This is a genomic window from Actinoplanes lutulentus (assembly GCF_003259845.1).
In the GTDB taxonomy this organism is placed as follows: Bacteria; Actinomycetota; Actinomycetes; order Mycobacteriales; family Micromonosporaceae; genus Actinoplanes; species Actinoplanes lutulentus.
On the sequence record NZ_QLMJ01000002.1, the window covers coordinates 290011 to 311831 of the forward strand.

14 protein-coding genes are annotated in these 21821 nt (G+C 69.9%); 5 read left to right on the forward strand and 9 right to left on the reverse strand.

Going from position 1 to position 21821, the window contains the following annotated elements:
* The first annotated feature begins 90 nt into the window (after window positions 1–90).
* Window positions 91–1800 (forward strand): FAD-dependent oxidoreductase, encoded by a 1710-nt coding sequence (locus tag B0I29_RS04790; RefSeq protein WP_111647609.1) that lies wholly within the window; start codon window positions 91–93, stop codon window positions 1798–1800.
* The gene (locus B0I29_RS04795; protein WP_111647610.1) at window positions 1797–3224 is read left to right on the forward strand and encodes a flavin-containing monooxygenase; all 1428 of its coding nucleotides are present in this window, start codon (window positions 1797–1799) and stop codon (window positions 3222–3224) included. Before B0I29_RS04790 ends, B0I29_RS04795 begins: the two co-directional genes overlap by 4 nt.
* On the opposite strand, the gene B0I29_RS04800 is transcribed toward B0I29_RS04795, so the two are convergent.
* The 7 genes from B0I29_RS04800 to B0I29_RS04830 all read right to left on the reverse strand — a co-directional run bounded on the left by B0I29_RS04800 (window position 3217) and on the right by B0I29_RS04830 (window position 14699).
* Window positions 3217–4713, reverse strand: a complete 1497-nt coding sequence (locus B0I29_RS04800; RefSeq protein WP_111647611.1) for a putative bifunctional diguanylate cyclase/phosphodiesterase — start codon at window positions 4711–4713, stop codon at window positions 3217–3219. The two genes, B0I29_RS04795 and B0I29_RS04800, sit on opposite strands and share 8 nt — an antisense overlap.
* The gene (locus B0I29_RS04805) at window positions 4710–5963 is read right to left on the reverse strand and encodes a PAS domain-containing protein (RefSeq protein WP_111647612.1); all 1254 of its coding nucleotides are present in this window, start codon (window positions 5961–5963) and stop codon (window positions 4710–4712) included. The genes B0I29_RS04800 and B0I29_RS04805 overlap by 4 nt, the downstream gene beginning before the upstream one ends.
* 39 nt (window positions 5964–6002) lie before the next feature.
* Window positions 6003–7178 (reverse strand): globin domain-containing protein, encoded by a 1176-nt coding sequence (locus B0I29_RS04810; RefSeq protein WP_111647613.1) that lies wholly within the window; start codon window positions 7176–7178, stop codon window positions 6003–6005.
* Window positions 7179–7189: 11 nt separating this feature from the next.
* On the reverse strand, window positions 7190–7627 hold the full coding sequence (locus B0I29_RS04815; protein ID WP_111647614.1) for an RrF2 family transcriptional regulator: 438 nt from the start codon (window positions 7625–7627) through the stop codon (window positions 7190–7192).
* 104 nt (window positions 7628–7731) lie between these two features.
* Entirely contained in the window at window positions 7732–9153 is a 1422-nt protein-coding gene (locus B0I29_RS04820; protein ID WP_111647615.1) for a glycoside hydrolase family 43 protein, read from the reverse strand.
* Between the two features lie 11 nt (window positions 9154–9164).
* Entirely contained in the window at window positions 9165–11666 is a 2502-nt protein-coding gene (locus B0I29_RS04825; RefSeq protein ID WP_111647616.1) for an alpha-L-arabinofuranosidase C-terminal domain-containing protein, read from the reverse strand.
* Between the two features lie 150 nt (window positions 11667–11816).
* Window positions 11817–14699: an AfsR/SARP family transcriptional regulator gene (locus B0I29_RS04830; RefSeq protein ID WP_181557694.1), complete on the reverse strand. Its 2883-nt coding sequence runs from the start codon at window positions 14697–14699 to the stop codon at window positions 11817–11819.
* A gap of 263 nt (window positions 14700–14962) precedes the next feature.
* Between B0I29_RS04830 and B0I29_RS04835 the strand changes: the two genes are divergently transcribed.
* Window positions 14963–15898 (forward strand): EamA family transporter, encoded by a 936-nt coding sequence (locus tag B0I29_RS04835; protein WP_245972237.1) that lies wholly within the window; start codon window positions 14963–14965, stop codon window positions 15896–15898.
* 345 nt (window positions 15899–16243) lie between these two features.
* Here B0I29_RS04835 and B0I29_RS04840 read toward each other — a convergent pair whose 3' ends face one another.
* Together B0I29_RS04840 and B0I29_RS04845 are read right to left on the reverse strand one after the other, a co-directional pair.
* Complete coding sequence (locus B0I29_RS04840) at window positions 16244–17074, reverse strand: AfsR/SARP family transcriptional regulator (protein ID WP_111647618.1); 831 nt, start codon at window positions 17072–17074, stop codon at window positions 16244–16246.
* Window positions 17071–17730, reverse strand: a complete 660-nt coding sequence (locus tag B0I29_RS04845) for a hemerythrin domain-containing protein (RefSeq protein ID WP_220091278.1) — start codon at window positions 17728–17730, stop codon at window positions 17071–17073. The genes B0I29_RS04840 and B0I29_RS04845 overlap by 4 nt, the downstream gene beginning before the upstream one ends.
* 214 nt (window positions 17731–17944) lie before the next feature.
* Here B0I29_RS04845 and B0I29_RS04850 point away from each other — a divergent pair, with 214 nt between their 5' ends.
* A complete protein-coding gene (locus tag B0I29_RS04850) occupies window positions 17945–20065 on the forward strand; it encodes a PhoX family protein (RefSeq protein WP_111647619.1) in 2121 nt (706 codons plus the stop codon).
* A 219-nt stretch (window positions 20066–20284) separates the two neighbouring features.
* Complete coding sequence (locus B0I29_RS04855; RefSeq protein WP_111647620.1) at window positions 20285–21814, forward strand: glycosyltransferase family 39 protein; 1530 nt, start codon at window positions 20285–20287, stop codon at window positions 21812–21814.
* Window positions 21815–21821: the final 7 nt, after the last annotated feature.

A 21821-nucleotide genomic window follows, 5' to 3' on the forward strand; every position in this document is an offset into this window, starting at 1 on the left:
GGGGGAGGCCGCGGGGTACGGATTGCCCTTTGGGGCAAGACCGGAAACGTGTTGTTGACATGTTGCCAATAGCGGTGTGATGGTACGGCGATGTCGGACGAGTACGACGTCCTCGTGATCGGCTCCGGGTTCGGTGGCAGCGTGACCGCGTTGCGTCTCACCGAGAAGGGCTACCGCGTCGGCGTGCTGGAGGCGGGCCGCAGGTTCGCTGACGAGCAGTTCGCCAAGACTTCCTGGCGGCTGCGCGATTACATCTATGCCCCGGCGCTGGGGTGCTACGGGATTCTGCGCCTCACCCTGCTCAAAGACGTGATGATCATGTCGGGGGCCGGCGTGGGTGGTGGATCGCTGGGGTACGCGTGCACGCTCTACGAGCCGCCGGACACCTTCTACGGTGATCGGCAGTGGTCCGGCATCACCGATTGGAAGGCCGAGCTGGCCCCCTATTACGAGCAGGCCAAACGGATGCTCGGGGTGACGGTCAACCCGGTCGGCACGGCTTCCGACGACGCGCTCCGGGCCGTCGCTGAGGATCTTGGAGTGGGTGCCACGTTCCGGCGTACCCCGGTGGGTGTGCTCTTCGGCGAGACCTTGGGTGAGGAGGTCGCGGACCCGTTCTTCGGCGGGGCCGGCCCCGCTCGCAGGGCATGTACGCTCTGCGGCTCGTGCATGACGGGATGCCGTACGAACGCCAAGAACAGCCTGGTCAAGAACTATCTGTACCTCGCGGAGCAGGCGGGCGCGGTGGTGCACGAGCTGACGACCGTGCGGTCGGTCAGGCCGGGGGAGAGCGGCGGTTATGTCGTGGAGACCCGGCGGACCGGCGGCCTGAAGAAGAGGACGTTCACCGCCAAGCAGGTGGTCTTCGCCGGTGGCGCGCTCGGCACGCAGCGGCTGCTGCACCGGATGCGTGACGACGGGCTGCTGCCCCGGATCTCGGCGCGCCTCGGTGAGCTGAGCCGGACCAACTCGGAGTCGATTCTCGGTGCGCGGACCCGGCGGAAGGACAGCGACTTCAGCCACGGCGTCGCGATCACGTCGTCGATCCATCCGGACCCGGTCACGCATGTGGAGCCGGTTCGGTACGGTCCCGGCAGCAATCTTCTCGCGCTGCTCGCCACCGTGCTGGTCGACGACACCGGGCGCACGCCGCGCTGGTGGGCCGCCGCGAAGCAGATCGCGAAAGCCGGGCGGGACCTGCGGCTCTACGTCTCGCCGAAGAACTGGTCGCGGGAGACGATCGTGCTGCTGGCGATGCAGCCGCTGGACAACTCGATCACGACGTACACGAAGCGTGGGCGACTCACCAGCAAGCCCGGGATCGGTACGCCCAACCCGGTCTGGGTCCCGTCGGCGCACGACGTGGCACGACGGGTGGCCGAGAAGATCGACGGCGTGCCGACCGGCGCGATGACCGAGCTGGTGGGGCGGCCGGTGACCGGGCACTTCATCGGCGGCTGCGCGATCGGTGCGGATCCCGATGGTGGTGTGGTGGATCCCTATCAGCGGTTGTTCGGGCATGACGGGCTGCACGTGATCGACGGGTCGGTGGTCGCGGCGAACCTCGGGGTGAACCCGTCGCTGACGATCACGGCGCTGGCGGAGCGGGCGGTCGCGTTGTGGCCGAACGCGGGCGAGGAGGATCCGCGGCCGGCAATCGGCGCGGCTTATATAGCGATAAATCCGGTCAAGCCGCTCAAACCAGCGGTCCCGGAACACGCGCCCGCGGCGCTGCGACTGATCCCGATCACGACGCGTGAGAGCCGCACGACCAGCGAGATCCGGGATGGACGCTCATGACCCGGGTTGTGATCATCGGAGCCGGCTTCGGCGGCATCGCGGCGGCAGCGGCGATCGTCCGGGACGACGACATCGACCTCGTCGTCCTGGAGAAGGCGGACCGCGTCGGCGGGGTCTGGCGCGACAACACCTACCCCGGCTGCGCCTGCGACATCCCGGCGCCCCTCTACTCGTACTCGTTCGCGATGAATCCGAACTGGACCCGCCGCTTCCCGCCGCACCGGGAGATCCAGGCCTACATCGAGGACTGCGCGGCACGACTCGGCATCACCGAGCGGATCAGATTCGGCACCGAGGTCACCGATGCCACCTGGACCGGCGCCCACTGGGTGATCACCATGAACGGCGGCGAGACCCTTGAGGCCGACGTCCTGATCCCCGCGGTCGGCCAGCTCTCCCGCCCGGCGATACCGTCGCTGCCGGGTGCCGAGACCTTCCAGGGAACCGCGGTGCACACCGCGCACTGGACGCCGGACGTGCCGATCAGCGGCAAGCGGATCGCGGTGATCGGCACCGGTGCGAGCGCGATCCAGCTGGTCCCGGCGATCGCCGGCGACGCCGCGCACGTCAGCGTCTTCCAGCGGACCCCGCCGTGGACCCTGCCGAAACCGGATCGGCGGTATGGACGGGCACGGCTTTCGGCGTACCGGAAATGGCCTTCGCTGATGCGCGCCTCGCGCGCCGGCACCTGGCTGCTCACCCTCGTGACCGGCGCCGCGGTGACCGGGAACCGGGTCGCGGACGCGCTGGTCCGCGGGATCTCGCATCTGCAGCGTCGGGTTCAGGTGCGTGATCCGGAGCTGCGCGCGAAGGTCACGCCGGACGAGCCGATGGGCTGCAAGCGGGTGCTGTTCACGAACGCGTGGCTGCCCGCGCTGGCCCGGCCGGACGTCGACCTGATCACCGAGAAGATTGTTGCCGTGACCGAAAACGGCATCCGGACGGCGGACGGCGCGGATCATCCGTGCGACGTGCTGGTCTACGGGACCGGGTTCGCGGCGACCGAGTTCCTGGTGCCCATCCGGGTCACCGGGCGCGACGGCGTGCTGCTCTCCGAGGTCTGGCGCGAGGGCGCGCACGCCTACCTGGGCATCACCGTGCCCGGATTCCCCAACCTCTTCCTGGTCTACGGTCCGAATACGAACACCGGCAACACGTCGGTGATCTACTTCCACGAAACCCAGGCGCGATACATCGCGCAAGCGGTGCGGCGGGTCGCTCTAGGCGACCGGCCCTTTGAGGTACGCACGGAGCGCGCGACCGATTATGACCAGGAGATGCAGACCCGGCTGGCCGGCAGCGTGTGGACCGGTTGCCAGAGCTGGTACCGGACCGCGACCGGACGGGTGGTCACGAACTGGCCGGGCAAGGCCCAGGAGTACCGCCGCCGGGCGGCGCGCCTGGACCCGGCGGACTTCAGGTGAGCACGTCGCCGGGCGGTCGCGGCCGGCGCAGGTGGTAACCCTGGAGTAGATCGACGCCGACGTCGGCGAGGCCGGCGGCGGTCGGTTCGTCCTCGACACCCTCGGCCACGACCGTCAGGTCGAGGGACCGGGCGATCGCGATCACCGAGTCGATGATCGTGGCGTGGGCGGGTGAGTCGCGCATCCGCAGGACGAACGACTGGTCGATCTTGAGTTCGTCGATCGGCAGGCGCGGCAGCAGCCCGAGCGAGGTGTACCCGGTGCCGAAGTCGTCGATGGACACCCGCATCCCGGTGGCCCGCAACGCGGTGAGCTGCTCGGCGACCTGGTCCGGGTTGGCCAGCACGGTCGTCTCGGTGATCTCCATGGTGAGCAGGTGGGCCGGCAGCCGTTCCATGCGTACCAGGGCCAGGATGGTCGGCACGGCCCGATCCTGTGCCAGGTACGCGGCCGGCAGGTTGATCGACACCGGCACGTCCTGGCCGGCCCGGTGCCAGACCGCGGCCTGGTGGACGGCCTCGGCGAGGACCCAGTCGGTCAGGTCCAGGATGACGTCGGAGCGTTCCGCGTCGGGCAGGAAGACGCCCGGAAGCAGCAGGCCACGCTGCGGGTGCTGCCAGCGGACCAGGGCCTCCACGCCGTGCAGGCGGCGGCTGCGCGCGTCGTAGAGCGGCTGGTAGTGCAGCCGCAGGTGACCGGATCGCAGCCCGGCCCGCAGCTCGGTGAGCTGCCGCAGGTCGACCCGCCGGTCGGAGTCGAGACCGGGCGTCCACTCGACCACGCCGGTGCGCTCGCGCTTGGCCCGGCGCATCGCGGCCGCGGCCCGGCGCATCAGGACGTCGATGTCGCCGTCGCCCCGGTCGATGTGGCTGATGCCGATGCTCGCCTCGACGCCGATCGGCAGCCCGTCGACCGTGTGTGGTCCGCGGATGTCGCTGAGCAGGCGGCGGGCGGCGTTCTGCGGGGTCTGCCCGGGCGGCAGCTCGGCGAGCAGCACCAGGAACTGGTCGCCGTCGAGTCGCGCCGCGATGTTCCCCGGACCGCACGCGTCGCTCAGCGCGTTGCCGACCCGGAGCAGCAGGGTGTCCGCGCCCTGGTGGCCGAGCACGTCGTTGGCGTCCTGGAACCGGTCCAGTCCGAGATGGATCATCGCGGCGAGTCCGCCGGCGTCCAGCAGGCGCTGGCCCTCGGCCTGCGCCATGGCCCGGTTCGGCAGCTCGGTGAGCGGGTCGATCCGCGACGCCCGGACGAACCGGCCGGCAATGGCGGCCAGTATGTCGATCATCGAGGCCACGCCGAAGCGGCCGTCCGGCCAGGTGATCAGCACGGGTTCTTCGCGCTCCTCGCCCGGGCGGGCCAGGGCGGCCTCGGCGGCCAGCTCGATGTCGGTGTCGGCGGGAAGTTCCAGGGAGGTGCTCGCCGGAACCAGGTCGATGGGTACGCCGAGCTGGCCGAGTTTACTGGCCCGGTGCCTGATCGGGGTGGTCATGCGGGATCGCCGGTCTTGCTGGACAGAGCGGTCAGCCGGTCGGTCAGGTCGGCGACCTCGCGGCGTACCTCGACCAGGTCCTGCTCGGTGTTCCGTTCCCGGGTGCGGTCCAGCATCATGCCGTCCCACACGGTGCTGCCGTCGGCCTCGCGGCGCGGGCGGGACACGCCGTAGATGTAGCGGCGGGTGCCGTCCGAGCAGTCGATGCCGCCCTGCCAGGACCACGGCTGCAGGGTCTCCGCGGAGACCGACATCGAGGTGAAGAAGGACGCCCGGTCCTCCGGGGCGATGATCTCGTAGAGCCGTCCGCTCGCGCCCAGGATCTCGACGGGCTCGAGGCCGAAGATCTCCCGGCAGCCCTCGGAGACGAAGGTGAACCACGCGGCGCCGTCCGGCGCCGCCCGGAACTGGTAGAGCATCCCGGGAGCGTTGTTGACAGTGGTGGCGAAGCGGCGCTCGCCGGCGGCCAGGGCGGCGTCGGTGCGGCGGCGGGTGGTGTCGTCGATCGCTATGGTGCAGACGCCGTAGACGGAGCCGTCCGGGTCGGTGAGCGGGACCCGGGTCACCACGTACTGACGGATCTCCTCGGCGAACGGGACCTCCTCCAGGACGGTCCGGGCCTCGCCGCTCTCGATGACGTCGGCGTCGTGGGCCCGGCCGACCGCGGCCACGGCGGGCGAGACCATCTCGCTCTCCAGCCGGCCGACCACGTCGGCGGCGTTCACGCCGAGGATCCGCTCGTACTCGCCGTTGACGAACAGGTAGCGGCCCTCCAGGTCCTTCGCGCAGATCATCGCGCTGGTGTGCTGGAGGATCGCGTTGATCAGGGTGTTGCTGCGCTGCAGCTCCTGCTGGGCGGTGTGCCAGTCGGTCTGGTCGGAGATGAACGCGCCGAAGCCGTCCTGCCCGATGGCGTCGATGATCAGGGAGATCCGCAGTTCGCGGCCGTCCCGGTGCACCGCCGGCATCTCGACCTTGTGTCCCGCGATCCGTTCCTCGTCGCCGCCGGTCACCAGCCGCCGGGCGAAGCCGGCGTTGTGCGCCGACCGCAGCGCCGGCGGCACCAGCACGTCACCGAGGGACAGCCCGAGGATCTCGTCACGACGCCAGCCGAAGAGCCGTTCGGCGGCGGGGTTCCAGTCCTGGATCAGGCCGTCCTGGTCAACGTGCATGAAGGCGAGCGTGGTCGCGTCGACAGCACGGTCCCGGACGAGCGAGGCCGCCGGCGGGGCGGAAGCGAGGTTCAGCACGCCCGCTTCATCGTCTCGCCGGCGGCCCACTTGAGGGTGTTACGCGATCGCGGGCTCCGGCGCCGGGCGCCACTGCTCGGAGCCGAAGACCTCGTAGTGGATGCGCTCGTCCGGGATACCCCGGCGGTGCAGGCCGGCCCGGACCACCTGCATGAACGGCGCCGGGCCGCAGAGGTAGACGTCCGCCTCGGGGTGCACGGGCAGCAGGTCGATGTCGATGCGGCCGTTTGTTTCCGCGTACCAAAGAAGGCTCTTGAAGGTTTGTAGCCGTGTGCCGTGCGAGCTCATGTCGGTGCGGAGCGCGTGGCGTTGCGGGTTGCGGTCGGCGTGCGCGGTGACCACCTCGCGGGTCGGCTGGGTGCGTGACACGTGTTCCAGGATCGCGGCCATCGGGGTGATCCCGACGCCCGCGCTGACCAGCAGCAGAGGTGCGTCGCCGGGGCGCAGGGTGAGGTCGCCGTAGGGCTGGCTGAGCCGGAGCGTGTCGCCGGGCCGGACGTGGTCGTGCAGGAACCCGGAGACGGCACCGCCACGGACCCGCCGCACGGTGATCCGCAGCGTGCCACCGGTGGCGGCCTGGGAGAGCGAGTACTGCCGCAGCTGCTGTCCGTCACCGGGTAGATCAGCTTTTACGGTGACATATTGCCCGGGCAGGAAGTCCGGTGCGGGCGATCCGTCGGCCGGAACCAGTACGAACGAGAACGTGTCCTCCGCCTCGGCGATCTTGTTGGCGACGACGTAGTCCCGCCACGGCTTGGTGCCGTCCACGCCGGCCTCGGCGTAGAGGCGGGCCTCCCGGCCGATCAGCCGTGCCGCGAAGAGCCAGTAGACCTCGTCCCAGGCGGCCGCGATCTGCGGGGTGACCGCGTCACCCAGCACCGTGCCGACCGCGCCGAGGAGATATCTGCCGACCATCGTGTACTGCTCGGGCCGGATGCCGAGGGCGCAGTGCCGCTGCGCGATCCGCTCGACGATGTGGTCGAACGCGGCGGCCGGCGGGCCCTGGCCGACCAGGTGGGCGGCGTACGCGGCGACCGCGCCGGAGAGCGCGCTGCGCTGCTCGCCGGTGGCCTGCGCGCTGCGGCTGAACAGGTTCAGCAGTTCCGGGTTCTCACCGATCATCGTCTCGTAGAAGACGCCGGAGATCGCTTCGAGGTGCTCGCCGACGATGGGCAGCGTGGCTTCGATGATCGGTGTGCTGGATGCGGACAGCATGGATCTGCCTCTCAATCGCCGCGGTAGCGGCCGAGGGTGAGCAGCGTCTGGCGGACCGGAGGGGCGGCCAGGTCGCTGATCGTGAAGGGGTCGAGGGCGGTGTAGAACGCCTCCTGTGCGGCACGAAGCGCCCCTCGTAGCCGGCAGCCGCCGCGCAGTGGGCAGGGCTGCTCGCCGTCGCAGTCCACCACCTCGCTTTCGCCTTCGAGGTCGCGGACCAGGCCACCGACCGACGTGGCCGCGGCGGTGGCGGCGAGGCGGACGCCGCCGTTGCGCCCGCGCACGGTGTCGAGCAGGCCGAGGTGCTGCAGGCGCTGCACCACCTTGGCGAGGTGGCTGCGCGGCACGGCCAGGGAGTCGGCCAGCTCGTCGATGGTGAGCAGGTCGTCCCGGGCCGTGGCCAGCATCAGGATCCGGAGACTGATGTCGGTGGAGCGGTTCAGTCGCACAAGACGACAGTACTAAAAGAGGATTATGAAAGTCCTGTTTTAAGGGGGCGACATAGATCACGGCCCACCGCCGAGGCGATGGGCCGTGATCTTCGGGTGCGAGATCAGCTCAGGATGAAGGCCGTCGCCTTGTCGGAGACCGTGAGGGTCCCGCTGGTGTGCTGCAGGTAGAGGCCGGCGGACACCCGGATCGACACGCCGCCCCGGGCCGCTACCCGGGTGACCGGGGTGCCGGTCGTGGACAGCGCGACGGTGGTGCCGGTGATCGTGACGAACTTCGTGGGCTCGTCGACCGACTGGATGGTCTCGGTACCGTCCGCGGCCTTGACGAAGCGGAACTGGGTCGCCTCCAGGTCACGCGGCGCCTTCTCGGTCTTCACGGCGTCGCCGGTGTGCCGGACGAACCAGCGCGGCGCGTCGGACGGGGAGAGCCGGACGATCGGCCCGCCGTCGCCGACCGGGATGCCGAACAGCGGCGTCCCGTCCTCGTGCCAGTAGAGCTTCTGCACGCGGGTGTGCCGGTTGGGGTCGTACAGCGGGTCGCCGGTGATGTCCCGGTAGTCGCGGGCGTGGTAGACCAGCACGTCGGTCTTCCCGTCCTCGGCGACCGTGAACGAGTTGTGGCCGGGACCGTACCGTTCGGTCTTCTCGTTGGTGACAAAGACCGGGTCCGGGGTCTTCACCCAGCTCTCCCGCTTCAGCAGGTCCGCCTTCGCGTCGGCGGTGAGCAGGCCGACGGCGTACCGGGCGTCGGTGGCGCTGGCCGAGAAGGTGAGGAAGACCCTGCCGTTGCGGATGATCACGGCCGGGCCCTCGTTCACCCGGTACCCCAGGATCTCCCAGCTCAGGGTGGGTGTGGCGATCCGGGTGGGCTTGCTGCCCAGCGTCCACGGGTTCGCCATCGCGGCGATGTAGAGGCTGGAGTTGACAGCGATCTCCGGCTCGCTCTGCGCCCACACCAGGTACTGCTTGCCCCGGTGGTGGAAGCTCGTGGCGTCCAGCGTGAAGCCGTCCCACTCGGTGGCCAGCTGACCCTTGAGCGTCCAGCCGGCCGGGTCACGCGGGTCGTCGAGCGCCGACTCCATCACGTAGGTCCGGATCCGGAAGACCTCGCCGGCGTCACCGGCGGCGAAGTAGATGTACCACTTGCCGCCGATCCGGTGCAGCTCCGGCGCCCAGATGTGCCCGCCCATCTTTCCGCTGGCCGGACGCCGCCAGATCACCGACTCCTCGGCGGTCGACAGGCCTTCGATAGTGCTCGCACCCCGGACGACCAGGCGGTCGTACTCCGGGACCGAGCCGGTGAAGTAGTACGTGCCGCCGACCGGCTGGGTGATCCAGGGGTCGGCACGCTGGCTGATCAGCGGGTCTTTGGTGGTCACACCGTAGATCTCAGCATCGGTGGGCAGCGTTCCCGGGCGCGGGGCGCCTTCGGCACCCACGGCGCCGAGAGCGGCGAGAGCTCCGGCGGTGGTCACCCCGAGAGAACCCCGCACGAGGGTACGGCGACTGAATCTGCTCGTCATGTCGAGGCCCCTTATCGAGTCTTGATCCGGAGGAAGGTGACCGAGTTCGGCGCGAACTCACGCGTGAACGTCGATCCGATGCCGTGGACCGTGCTGGTCTCGGGCAGGATCGGCTCGGCGGAACGGGTGTTCAGCTCGCCCGGGTCACCGCTGATCACGGTCATCCGCGCGGTCCTCGCGACCTTGCGCCCGGCCAGGTCGACCTTGGTGATCGCCGGGGTGTCCTGCGCGTTGACCACCTTCACGATCAGCTCGCCGGACCTGGTGTCCTCCGTGACGACCTGCGCGAACGGCTCGGTGACCTTGTTGTCGTCGAAACCGGCCCATTCGGCGCCGTCGAGGAACAGCGTGACCTTGGTTCCGCGTACCTGGATCTTGAGGTCGTAGGTCTGGCCCGTCGTCACCGTGTTCGGCTTGGTGAGTATCTGCTCCTTCGCGCTGGTGACGCCCTTCTCGACGGCACCCTGGGTGTTGTTCCAGCCGCCCAGGTTCCACCAGTAGAACTGGCCGGTCTCCTGGATGCCGAACGCGACCAGGAAGCCCTCGGCGCCGGCCGTCTTGGTGGCCTTCAGCGTGTAGTCGTAGTCGGACTCGCCGATCGTGGCCGCCTTCACCATGGTGTCCTCGGTGTCGGTGGTGGTCTGCGTGTACGCGCCGTTGGTCACCGACCAGTTGCCGCGGTTCGTCACCGAGGTCCAGCCGTCCGCGTTGCCGTCGGTGAAGTCGTCGCTGTAGAGCACCGTGCCGTCCGGGCGGGTGACCTTGACGTCGTCGTAGGTCGCCGCGGTACGCCAGGTGGAGAGCCCGATCGCGCCGGTGATCGGCGTGGGCTGCAGCACGTTGCCGGTGGCCGTCGTCGGCACCACCCGGTCACCGACGTTGTTCATGAACAGCTTCTGCACCTGGTAACTCGTGGAACCCCAGGACTCGTCGTTGTCGAACCAGATCATGTCCGGCTTCCACTGGACGTTGTCGACGTGGGCGAGCAGCGGCGCGTACGACGCCATCTTCACCACGTCGGCGTTGCGTTCCAGACCGGTCATGTACGCGGCCTCGGCCAGCGAGTTGTACAGCTTGTTGTCGAGCGACGCGTACTCGCCGAGGAAGACCTTCGGGCCGTTGCGGTCGTAGCTGTCGTACCGCGCGTTGTTCTGCAGGAACCAGCTCGGGCTGTTGTAGTAGTGCTCGTCGACCATGTCCGAGCCGTGCGCCGCGTTCTTGGCCCACAGGTTGTCGAACGTGGTGCCGGTGTCGTCCGGGCCGGAGTTGCTGACCACGGTGATCGACGGGTACTTCGCCTTGATCGCGGACTCGAACTTCAGGAAGTTCGCCCAGTACGCGTCCGGCAGGTTCTCCTCGTTGCCGACCGCGATCGTGGTGAGGCCGAACGGCTTCGGGTGACCGGCTGCCGCGCGGGCCTTGCCCCACGTGCTGGTGACCGGGCCGTTGGCGTACTCGATCAGGTCCAGGGCGTCCTGGATGTGCCGCTGCAGCAGCGCCTCGTCGACCGTGGCCCGGTTCTGGCCGCAGCCGGTGACCAGCGCCGGGACCACCGGGAGCGGCATGGCGCCGATGTCCTCGGAGAACTGGAAGTACTCGTGGTAGCCGAGGCCGTAGGTCTGGTTGTAACCCCAGAAGTTCTTGTTGGTGGCCCGCGTCTCGACCGGCCCGATCGTGTCCTTCCACTGGTACGCCCGGGCCCGCGGGAAGTTGTTCGCGGCGTCGTACGAGTACATGCTGCCGGTGTTGACCAGGCAGCCGCCCGGGAAGCGGACGAAGCCGGGGTCCAGCGCCGCGACCTTCTCGGCCAGGTCCTTGCGCAGGCCGTTGGCGCGTCCCTTGTAGGTGTCCTTCGGGAACAGCGAGATCTCGTCGAGCTTGACCGCTCCGCTGGTCGTCACCGACAGGCGGGCGACGTCGCTGGTCGCCGTCGCCTTGAGCGTGCCGGTGTACTTCGCCCAGCTGTCGGTCTTCGTGGCGATCGTCAGCGGGCTGCTGAGGGCGCTGCCGTCAGCGGTGTGCAGCGAGACTTCGAGCGTCGCCGAGGCTCGCGCCCACACCGAGAACTCGTATTTGTCGCCCTTCTTCACCGCGATGGCCGTGCTGGTGCTGGCGCTCGGGAAGCCGGCGTTGGTCAGGGTGGCCGCGCCGCTGACCGTGAGGTAGTTGCGGTTGCGCTCGTTGAGCCGCTGGTCGTCGTTGGTCACGGCGGCCGGGCCGGCCACCGTCCAGCCGGTCAGGCCGTTCCAGCCGGCGGCGTCGGTGCTGTTGAACTCGAACGAGCGGTTACGGACCAGCTCGGCGTAGAGGCCGCCGTCGGCCGCGTAGTTGATGTCCTCGAAGAAGACGCCGTACATGGACTTCGGAATGGCGGCGCCGGTCGCGGCCGGGTTCACGGTGATCGTGTAATCCGGCTCGACCGCGTGGGCGGCCACCGGGGGAGAGACAGCGAGCGGGAGCGAGACCAGGACGGCGGCCGCGCCCGCGATGCGGGTCGGGCTGAGTTTGGGCATGGATGGGTCCTCCGGTGTGTCGGGGATGTTTCCGGTGGACGAAGCTCTGCAATGTGTACGCAAACATCGACGGGCGTGTCAAGAGCGTCCCGTCGATGTATTTCCTGCGCAAGAGCCCTTACAGTGAGGGCGTGGGAGCTTTGTTAACGCTCACTCTGGGGCGCCGGCGAGCAGTGCTTGCAGGCGGTTCACGTCCGGGTACCGGGCGGTCTTCACCATGCCCGTCAGCTCGGCGCGGATCGGTGCGGCGGCTGCTCGATCACCGGTCGCCAGATACAGCGAGTACAGGCAGATCAGCGGCTCCATCTGCAGATCCGGCATGTCCCGATAAAGCTGGAGAGCGCGGGTGAAATCGGTGGCCGCTCCGGCCGGGTCACCGGTCGCTTGGCGGAACCGGCCCAGGTGCAGCAGCACGTCGGCCGTACCCCGGGCGTCGGACAGATCCCGCTGCACGGCCAGGCTGCGCTCCAGCATCCGCAGCGTCTCCGCCTGCCCACCGGGCTGGTAGAAGTGGTACCAGGCGATCGCGAGCAGACAGTTCGCCTCCTCGACGCGGGCCTCGTTGCGGTGCGCGATCCGGCGGTAATGCTCGCGGGCCTCCAGCGCGTACGGATAGGCGGCGACGGTGTCCTCCCGGCTCGGCACCTGGTTGATGCCGATGTGCGACACCGCCGTGGCGAGCAGCCCGTGCGCGAGCCGCAGGGTGTCACCGGTCGCCCGGCCCACCGCGATGGTCCGCTCCAGATAGGGCCGGGCCTGTTCGTACCGGCCCAGGCGCAGATAGCCGCGCGCCAGGATGTAGTTGAGGAAGCCCACCCACCACACCTCGCCGTCCCGCTCGGCCACCTTGAGCGCCCGCCGGGCCAGGGTGAACGAGTCCTCGGCGAGGAACCGCAGGTCCTGCTGGTACGGCGCGAGCGTCCAGACCAGCGGGCCGAGATAACCGTCGCCCCAGGACTCGTGGCACTGTTCGGCAATGGACAGGACGTTGTCGTACTCGCCGGCCATCCAGGTGAGCGCGGCCTCCCGGTCGGCGAACGTCTCCGGCTCGATCCGCTCCGGAACCGGCCCGACCCGGTCCGGCCGCGGGTTCGCCAGCAGCCCGACCGCGCCGGCCGCCGAGTACAGGTGATGCTCGACGAGCCGGCGCAGCACCGCGTCCCGGTCCGCCGGGGTGTCGTGCCGATGCGCCATCTCGGCGGCGTACCCGCCGACCAGGTCGTGATAGGTGAATCGGTTCGGCCGGCGCTCGTCCAGCAGGTGCGCGTCGCGCAGCAGCCGCAGCAGCGCCCGGGTCCGCGGCCGCCCGGCGCCGGTCACGCTCACCGCCGCCGGCAGGCTCACGTCCGGCCCGGGGTGCAGCGCCAGCCGCCGGAACAGCGCGGCCGCGTCCTCCGGCAGCCGCCGGTACGACCAGGAGAAGACGGCGCGCAGGTCGTGCTCCAGGCCGGCCACGGCGAACGCGTCCAGGCCCTCCTCCTCGGCCAGCTCCGCCGCGACGCCGGTCAGCGACATCCCGGCGGCCCGGGCGCACACCACGGCGAGGGCCAGCGGCAGACCGCCGCAGCGGGCCACGATCGCGTCGCGGGCCTGCGGATCCGCGTCGCCCAATCGGCCGCGCAGATAGTCGCTCGCCTCGGCATCGCTGAACCCGTCGAGATGGGTGGTCGCCGCGCCGTCCGTGACCACCAGCCCACCCAGCCGGCTGCGGCTCGTGACGATCACCGCGCAGCCGCCGGTGCCGGGCAGCAGCGGACGTACCTGCTCGGAGTCGCGCGCGTTGTCCAGCACCAGCAGCATCCGCCGCCCGGCCAGCACGCTGCGAAAAAGCGCGGTTCGCTCACTCTCACCGGGCGGCACGCGATGCTCGGGTACGCCGAGAGCAAGCAGAAAACCGAACAGCACGTCGGCCGGCGAGGCGGGCGCGTCCTCGGGGCTGAATCCGCGCAGGTCGGCGTAGAGCTGGCCGTCCGGGAAAAGTCCGGCGACCTGGTGTGCCCAGCGGACCACGAGGGTGGTCTTGCCGACGCCACCGGCGCCGCTGACGACGATCAGGGGTGAGCCGTCGGCGTCGTCGAGCAGGCGGGTGAGTTCGGCCAGCTGGTCCTGCCGGGCCGAGAACGTCGCCGGTGAGCGGGGGAGTTGGGCGGGCCGGACCTCGAAGTCGGTTTTATCGGTTTTATCGGGCTTTTTTTCTACGGCCGTGGACGCTGGTGGGACGCCGAACGTCAGTTCCTCGGCCAGGGTCTCGTGGCGCTGCTCCAGAATGGCCTGTTCCAGGGCGGCGAGGGCCGGCTCCGGTTCCAGGCCGAGGTCCTCGGCGAGGTTGCGGCGGTGCCGGCGCAGGGCGTCGAGAGCCTCGGCCGACCGGTGCGCCGCCCAGAGCGCGACAGCCAGCAGCCGCCAGGCCTGACCACGCCAGCGATCGGCCTCGGTGAGCGACTGGGCCGCCTGGACGGCCTCGCCGGTGCGGCCGAGGACCAGCAGCGAGGCGGTGATGCGTTCCTGCGCGCTGTGCCGGTACTCGGCGAGCCGGGCGATCGCGGGCTGCGCCCACGGCTCGTCGGCGAACGGCTCATACGGTTCGCCGCGCCACCGGTCCATCGCGGCGCTCAGGATGCCCAGGGCCACCTCGGCCGCGCCCGCCGACAGACCCATCGGGCGCATCTCCTGGACCCGCCGGAGATCCTGCTCGAAAGCCCAGGCGTCCACCGCTTCGTCGGGCAGGCGTAGGGCGTACCCAATGCCCTCGCTGACAAGGACCCGCGCGGTGCCGCGCGGTGCGCGGCGCGGTTCCAGCACGCGCCGTAAGCGCGAGATGTACGCCTGGAGCGAGACCAGCGGCCGGGGCGGAGGCGTGCCGTCCCAGAGCTGCTCGACGATCCGATCGACCGGTACGACCTGGCCGCGCGCGGCCACCAGCATCGCGAGGACCGCCTGCTGCTGTCGTCCACCGGCGGCGACCGGCCGCCCGCCGACTCTTATGTCGAGCGGGCCGAGCACTCCTATCCGGATCAGTTCGCCCTCGGTCAACGCAATCCTTCTGGGTCTCTGCCTGGATTTCTTCCGACGCGCCCGCCGGGGTCTCCGGGCCTGCTGACGGGGGATCTTAAGCGGTTCGGCGAGCGGGTCTCGCATTCTGTGCCGGTCGCGTCGGCAATGTGACAGGCGGGCGTTTTGCGGCTGTCAATCGCTTGTCCAGGGAGTTGTCCCGTAATGGGCGGGTGGTGCTGTGCTGGTGGAACTGCCCGGCACGGCTTCCGTTCAGGGATGTGGCAAGCAGGGGGGATCGGGCTGTGGTGGAGACGTTGGCACTGGCGGGGCTGGCGGCGGTGGCGTGGGGTAGCTCGGATTTCGTGGCGGGCATCTGCGCCCGGAGGATTCCGATCCGGACCGTGCTGATCGGTTCGAAGGTGGCCGGCATGCTCTTCGCCGTCGTCTTCCTGGCCCTGCGCCCGTGGCCCCTGCCCACCGGAAACCGGCTGATCCTGATGGCCGCGGCGGCCGGGGCCATCGGCATCCCGGCGATGGGCCTGCTGTACCGGGCCATGCGCGACGGCAGCCTCACGGTGGTCGCGCCGGTGGCCGCCGGGGCCGCCCTGGTGCCGGTCGGGTGGGGCATCTTCCAGGGCTCGATCCCGGGGCTGGCGACGGCGGTGGGCGCGGTGGCCGCGCTGGCCGGCATCACCCTCGCCAGCTGGCCGGTGACGACGAACCGTTCGGCCGACCCGGGCGGGGACGGCAGCTTGCTCGTACGGGTGACGTCGCGCCGGGTTTCCGCTCTGTGCGCGACCGGGGCGGCGCTCGGCTTCGGCACATATTTCGTGTTGTTGCACGAGGCGGCGCCGGACGATCCGTACGCGGCTACGGGGTATGCGCGGATCGCCGGCGGTCTCGCGGCCCTGCTGTTGCTGGTCCTGTGGCGGCCGTCCCGGGGTGTTGCGTCCGGTGATCGGGGCAGGCCGGCGTGGAGTCTTGCGTCTGGTGATCGGGGGAGGCCGGCGCTGGTGTGGCTGCTGCCGGTTGTCGTCGGGGTGCTGGACACGGTGGCGGACGGGGCGTTCGCGTTCTCCGCGGCGGCCGGGACGATCGGAACGGCGGCGATCCTGGCCTCGATGTACCCGGCGGTCACCGTCCTGCTGAACACCACGGTCCTGCGAGAGAGGCTGCCGCACATCCACCTGGTCGGCGTGCTGACGGCGTTGCTGGCGGTGGCCTGCCTGGCGCAGTAGCGCGGCGCTCGTGCTCGTGGCGCCGGCTCGTGCTCGTGGCGCCGGCTGGCGTTCGTGGTGCCGGCTAGTGCTCGCGGCGGTGCCGGCTTGCGCTTGTGGTCGCGGAGGGGCCGAAAACGCGACCGTGAGCGCTAGCCGGGAGCGGGCTGACCGGTTGTAGAGGCGCGAGCCGTAGCTCAGACATGCCATCGCAGCCCTATGACATGGCTGAACTACGGCTCGCGCTTCCGAGCCGTCGTTCAGGCGCCTTATGGGTGTCCGATGACGTGGCTGGGCGACGGCTCGGCTATTGGCCGTGCTGGGGTGGGCCAGCGGCCCGCATCGCGGTTGTGCGGGCCGCTGGGGTCAGTGGGTGGGTGCGGGGAAGAGGGCTGCTGTCCGGCCTGCGTCCGGGTCGCCGAGCAGGATGCTCTGGTGGAGGTCCTGGAGGCCGGGGGTCGGTTCCACGCCCAGTTCGTCGGCCAGGTACCGGTGCAGGTGGCGGTACTGGGCCAGGGCGTCCGCCTGGCGGCCGCTTCGGTAGAGGGCGGTCATCAGCAGGGCGTGGCCGCGTTCCCGGAGGGGTTCCTCGGCCACCAGGGCGCGGAGTTCGGCGATCGCTTCGGCGTGCCGGCCCAGTTCGACGGTGACGGCCACCAGGTCCAGGGCCGCGCCTCGGCAGAGTTCGGTCAGGCGGGCGCGCTGGCCCTCGACGTAACCGCCTGCCGCGCCGGCCAGCGGGGTGCCGCGATGCAGGTCCAGGGCGGAGCGCAACGCGGTCGCGGCGGTGGTGTGGTCACCGCGGCGGATCGCCTCGGCGCCTCGGGCACAGTGCCGGTGGAACAGGTGGACGTCGAGGGAGCCGGGTGGCGCGGTCAGGACGTAACCCCCGCCGATCCAGTCGATCCTGACCACGCCACCACCGGCAAGGCCGGCGGCAGACCCACCTCCGGGTACGCGAGCCGGCCCGCACAGCAGCCGGCGGAGGCGGGACAGGTACGTGCGGATCGTGGCGACCGCTGAGTCCGGCGGGTCGACCGGCCAGATGGCGTCGACCAGCTCGTCGATCGTGGTCAGCAGGCCTTCGCGGAGCAGCAGCACGGCCAGGGTGGTGCGCTGCTGCGGGGAGCCCAGTGGCACCTCGGCGCCGTGCCGCCACGCCCGGACCGGGCCCAGCAGGGAGAACGAGAGCGTCATGCGGCGGGACCACGCAGCGTCGCCATCTGGCGTTCGTACTGGCGTTTGCCGACGATGCGCCACAGCATCCGGCCGGGCAGGGGCACCTTGGACAGGAAGAAGTCCCGCTCGTCGGTGGTGGCGTCCTCCAGGATCGCGCCGAGGGCCAGGAAGACCTTCTGCTTCGGGACGTTCTCCAGGCCGCGGCGGCCGACCAGCTCCCACTCCTCAAGGGTCAGATTCTCCTCGACGAGCGGCATCACCAGCTCCTCCTCGTCGGCGAGGTGTTCCAGCAGGACGTCCTGGTGCTCGGCGAGGGCGGCCGCGAGGGCGATGCGTTCCGGTTCGGTTGCGGTCGCCTCCCAGCGCGGCAGCAGGGTCTCGATGGTGGTGAGTGTGCCGTCGAGGCGTTTGTGCTGGTCCTCCATCCGGTTCACCAGGTCGGTGTAGACGGTGGCGCGCGCGTGCAGCAGCGGCCAGATCAGCTCGTCCTCGAGGCCGTGGTGGTGGTGCAGCCCGCCGATGTACTCGCGGACCGCCTCGGCCACCTGGCGCGCGCGGGCGGCATCTCCGGCGTTCGCCCAGGTGACGAAGCGCAGCAGGAGGGCGGCCTCGCGGCGGAACACCCGATGGATCATCACCATCTCCTGGGTGTACGGCGTGGTCGTGACGGGCACAGCGTTGCTCCTTGAAAAGTCTGCCGGAATTCGAGCGGACAGTGTTCCGGAGCCCACTTGCAAGCGACTTGCCTTGATGACCGGTCGACGCTGGGTAAACGTGTATCGACGTTCACCTCTCGTTAACCCTCTCTGGGTGGTCGGCTTTCACCTGGGCTTTTAGCGTCCGGGCTACTCGCCGCTGGCACGGTGGCGAGAAGACCGAGGAGATTTGATGTCCGACCTGAGTCGCCGGCTTCTTCCGCTGCTGGGCACCCCCGGACACAGTGGCGGCGCGCGCGACGCGATGACCTGTCTGTACCGCTGTGGCAACGCGTGCGATCACCCAGTTCCGAACAGTTCGGCCAACCCGTACCTCGGCGACATCGTCAACGCCGAGATGAGCCGTCGTGGTGTGGTCCAGGCCGGCGCCGCGGGCGCCCTGGTGCTGGGTCTCGGTGGTGCGCTCGTCGGCGCGAGCCCCGCCGCCGCGGCCCCGGCCACCGTTGCCCACCACGGCGGCGGCAGCAAGCCGCAGAAGGCCGGCAAGCTGAGCTTCCAGGCTGTCGCGCCGAACACGGCCGACGCCGTCACCATCCCGCCGGGTTACCAGACCTCCGTGGTGCTGCGCTGGGGCGACGCGGTGGTGCCCGGCGCGCCCGCGTTCGACCTCACCAAGCAGAGCGGCGCCACCCAGTCGAAGCAGTTCGGCTACAACAACGACTTCGTCGGCGTGGTCCCGCTTCCGAGCGAAAAGGGCGAGAAGGACCGGGCGCTGCTCGTGGTGAACCACGAGTACACCAACGAGGACCTAATGTTCCCCGGCTTCGTCAGCCAGGACGCGCTCACCCGTGACCAGATCGAGGCAGCGATCGCGGCGCACGGACTCTCCGTGGTGGAGATCGAGCGGGTCGGCCGGACCGGCCAGTGGAAGCCGGTGAAGAGCCGCCGGTTGAAGTACAACAAGCGCATCACGGCGCTGGAGACCGAGTTCACGCTCACCGGCCCGGCGGCGGGATCGGTGGCGCTGCGGACCGCTGCGGACCCCAAGGGTCGCACCGTCATCGGCACCCTGAACAACTGCGCGGGTGGCGTCACCCCGTGGGGCACCGTGCTCTCCGGCGAGGAGAACTTCAACCAGTACTTCGTCGGCGGTGACGCGGTCGACGCGGCCACCAAGACCAAGTTCAACCGGTACGGAATCCCGACCACCACGCGGTACCCGAGCGGCTCGCGCAAGTGGGACCGGGTGCAGGAGCGGTTCGACCTGGCGAAGCACCCCAACGAGGCGAACCGGTTCGGCTGGATCGTCGAGATCGACCCGCTGAACCCGGACGCCCCGCCGCGCAAGCACACCGCGATGGGCCGGTTCAAGCACGAGGGCGCCAACGTCATCATCTCGCGCAGCGGGCACGTGGTGGCGTACATGGGTGACGACGAGCGGTTCGACTACCTCTACAAGTTCGTCTCCGAGAAGAAGTACATCAAGAGCGACGCCCCGTGGGCACGCAAGCACAACCTCAGCCTGCTGGAGTCCGGCACGCTGTACGTCGCCAAGGTCACCGGCGACAGCCCGGTCGCCGAGATCGACGGCACCGGCAAGCTGCCGTCGGACGGCAAGTTCGACGGTACCGGAATCTGGATCAAGCTGGTCTCCGGTAAGAAGTCGTTCGTCACCGGCATGACCGCCGAGGACGTGCTGATCAACACCCGGTTCGCCGGTGACGCGGTCGGCGCGACCAAGATGGACCGCCCCGAGGACGTGCAGCCCAGCCTGCGGACCGGCAAGATCTACGCGGCGATGACCAACAACACCAACCGCGGTGTCGGTACGAACCCCGGCGTGGACGAGGCCAACCCGCGTCCGGCCAACAAGCACGGCCACATCTTCGAGATCGTCGAGGACTGCGGCGACCACACCGCGCTGAAGTTCACCTGGTCGCTGCCGATCGTCTGCGGCGACCCGGCCGCCGCCGACACCTACTTCGGTGGGTACGACAAGACGGCCGTCTCGCCGATCTCCTGCCCGGACAACGTCGCCTTCGACAGCGCCGGCAACCTGTGGATCTCGACCGACGGCAACGCGCTCGGCACCAACGACGGCCTGTTCGCCACGCCGATCGAGGGCAAGGAGCGGGGCCACCTCAAGCAGTTCCTCACCGTGCCCAAGGGCGCCGAGACCTGCGGCCCGTTCGTCACCACCGACGACAAGTCGGTCTTCGTCGCGGTGCAGCACCCGGGTGAGATCTCGGGCGCCTCGGTGGAGAAGCCGGCGTCGCTCTGGCCGGACGGCGACTACGCCAAGCCCGGCGTGATCGTGACCTGGCGTACCGACGGTGGCCCGGTCGGAAGCTGACGTAAAACGATGTAAAGCGATATAACCGAAAAATCGGCTGCGGTGCATACGTGCACCGCAGCCGTTTTCGTACACCGGAAAGGTGGTTTCGCCGGTGATCACGGAGAACCAGGAGGTAAATCTGGTGAACTCGGGCGCCGGCTGATCCGGGCCGGCCTGATCAGCCGTGTTCATCGGGGGACGAGCAACCGTGGACACGAACACCGGCGGGGGTGACTGGTGACCGACTCACCGACGAGAACGCGACCGGCGGCGGTAACCAGGCCGCCGAGGACGCATTCCGCGGACGTTCCTGAGGTCATCGAGATCAAGCCGCGGAAAAAACCGCTGCCCGGCGCGATCGCCCTCCCGGCGATCATCCCCGGCCTGCTCATGCTCGCCTTCGGCCTGGTGCAGGCCGGCCGGCCCGTCCTCAGCTGGGACGAGGTCACCTCGGCCGAGGTCTCCCAGCGGTCCGTCGGCCAGATCCTCGACCTGGTCCAGAACATCGACGCGGTGTTCGGCTTCTACTACGTCTTCCTGCACTTCTGGAGCGACATCGCCGGCACCTCCGAGGTCGCGCTCCGGCTGCCGTCGATCGTGGCGATGGCCGGCGGTGTCGCGGTCGCGGCCGAGCTGGGGCGGCGGCTCTTCTCGCCGGCGGTCGGCCTCACCACCGGGCTGATCCTCTGCCTCATCCCGAACACCTCGCGGTACGCGGCCGAGGCCCGCCCGTACGCGTTCGCCTGTTTCTTCTCGGTGCTGGCGATGCTGTTGCTGGTGGCGGCGGTGCGGCGCGGTCACGCGTACCGATGGGTGGGTTATGGGCTGAGCGTGGCGCTCCTGGGTCTCTCCCATCTGCTGGCCTTGACCACCCTCGTGGCGCACGCGGCGCTGATCGCCATGGTGATGTGGCGGAGGCGCCGCAGGCGCCGGACGCTCGCGCTGACCTGGGGCGGGACGGTGTGCGTGGCGCTGCTGCCGGTGCTGCCGATCGCCTGGCTCGGCGCGCATCAGGAGGACACCCAGCTGCACTGGGTGGAGCCGATCACGTTCGCCCGGATCCGGGCCATGCCGTGGGAGATGTTCGGGTCGCGGGAGCTGGCCTGGATGGTGATCGGGCTGGCGGTGCTCGCGTCGTGGCGGCCGATGCGCCGGCTGGTTCCGATGGCCGCGCTGGTGCTCGGGCCGATGCTGACGCTCGCGGCGGTGTCGGCGCTGGTGTCGCCGATGTGGGTGGCGCGGTACCTGCTGGTCGTGCTGGCGCCGCTGGCGATGCTCGCGGCGGTCGCGCTGGTCGGCCGCGGCGAGAGGTCCCGGGTCATCGTGGTTCTGCTGCTGCTCGCCTTCGTGGCGCTGCCGGGTCAGCACAAGGTCCGTGAGCCGGCCGCGAAGGTCGGACCGGACTATCGGGCGGCGGCCCGGATCGTCGGGGAGTTCCAGCAGCCCGGGGACGTGATCGTCTACCCGCCGAAGAACCGTGCGCTGCGGGCCGGGATGGATTATTACCTGAACCGGCTGCCCGCGAAGCCGGCCGATCCGCTCGTCGACGTCCCGTCGGCGGAGACCGGGTGGCTGATCGCCACCGAGTACCCGGCGGCGGGTCATCTGAACGGCGCGAAGCGCATCTGGATGGTGGTCGGTGACCGGCGTGCCGACGCGCTGACGGCGCGCGGGGAGCTGCGCCCGATGATCGACAAGGGCTATCAGCGGATCGGCTTCTGGCAGCCGAAACGCGCAACGGTGGCGCTCTATGAACAGCGTGGTTGATGGTTAG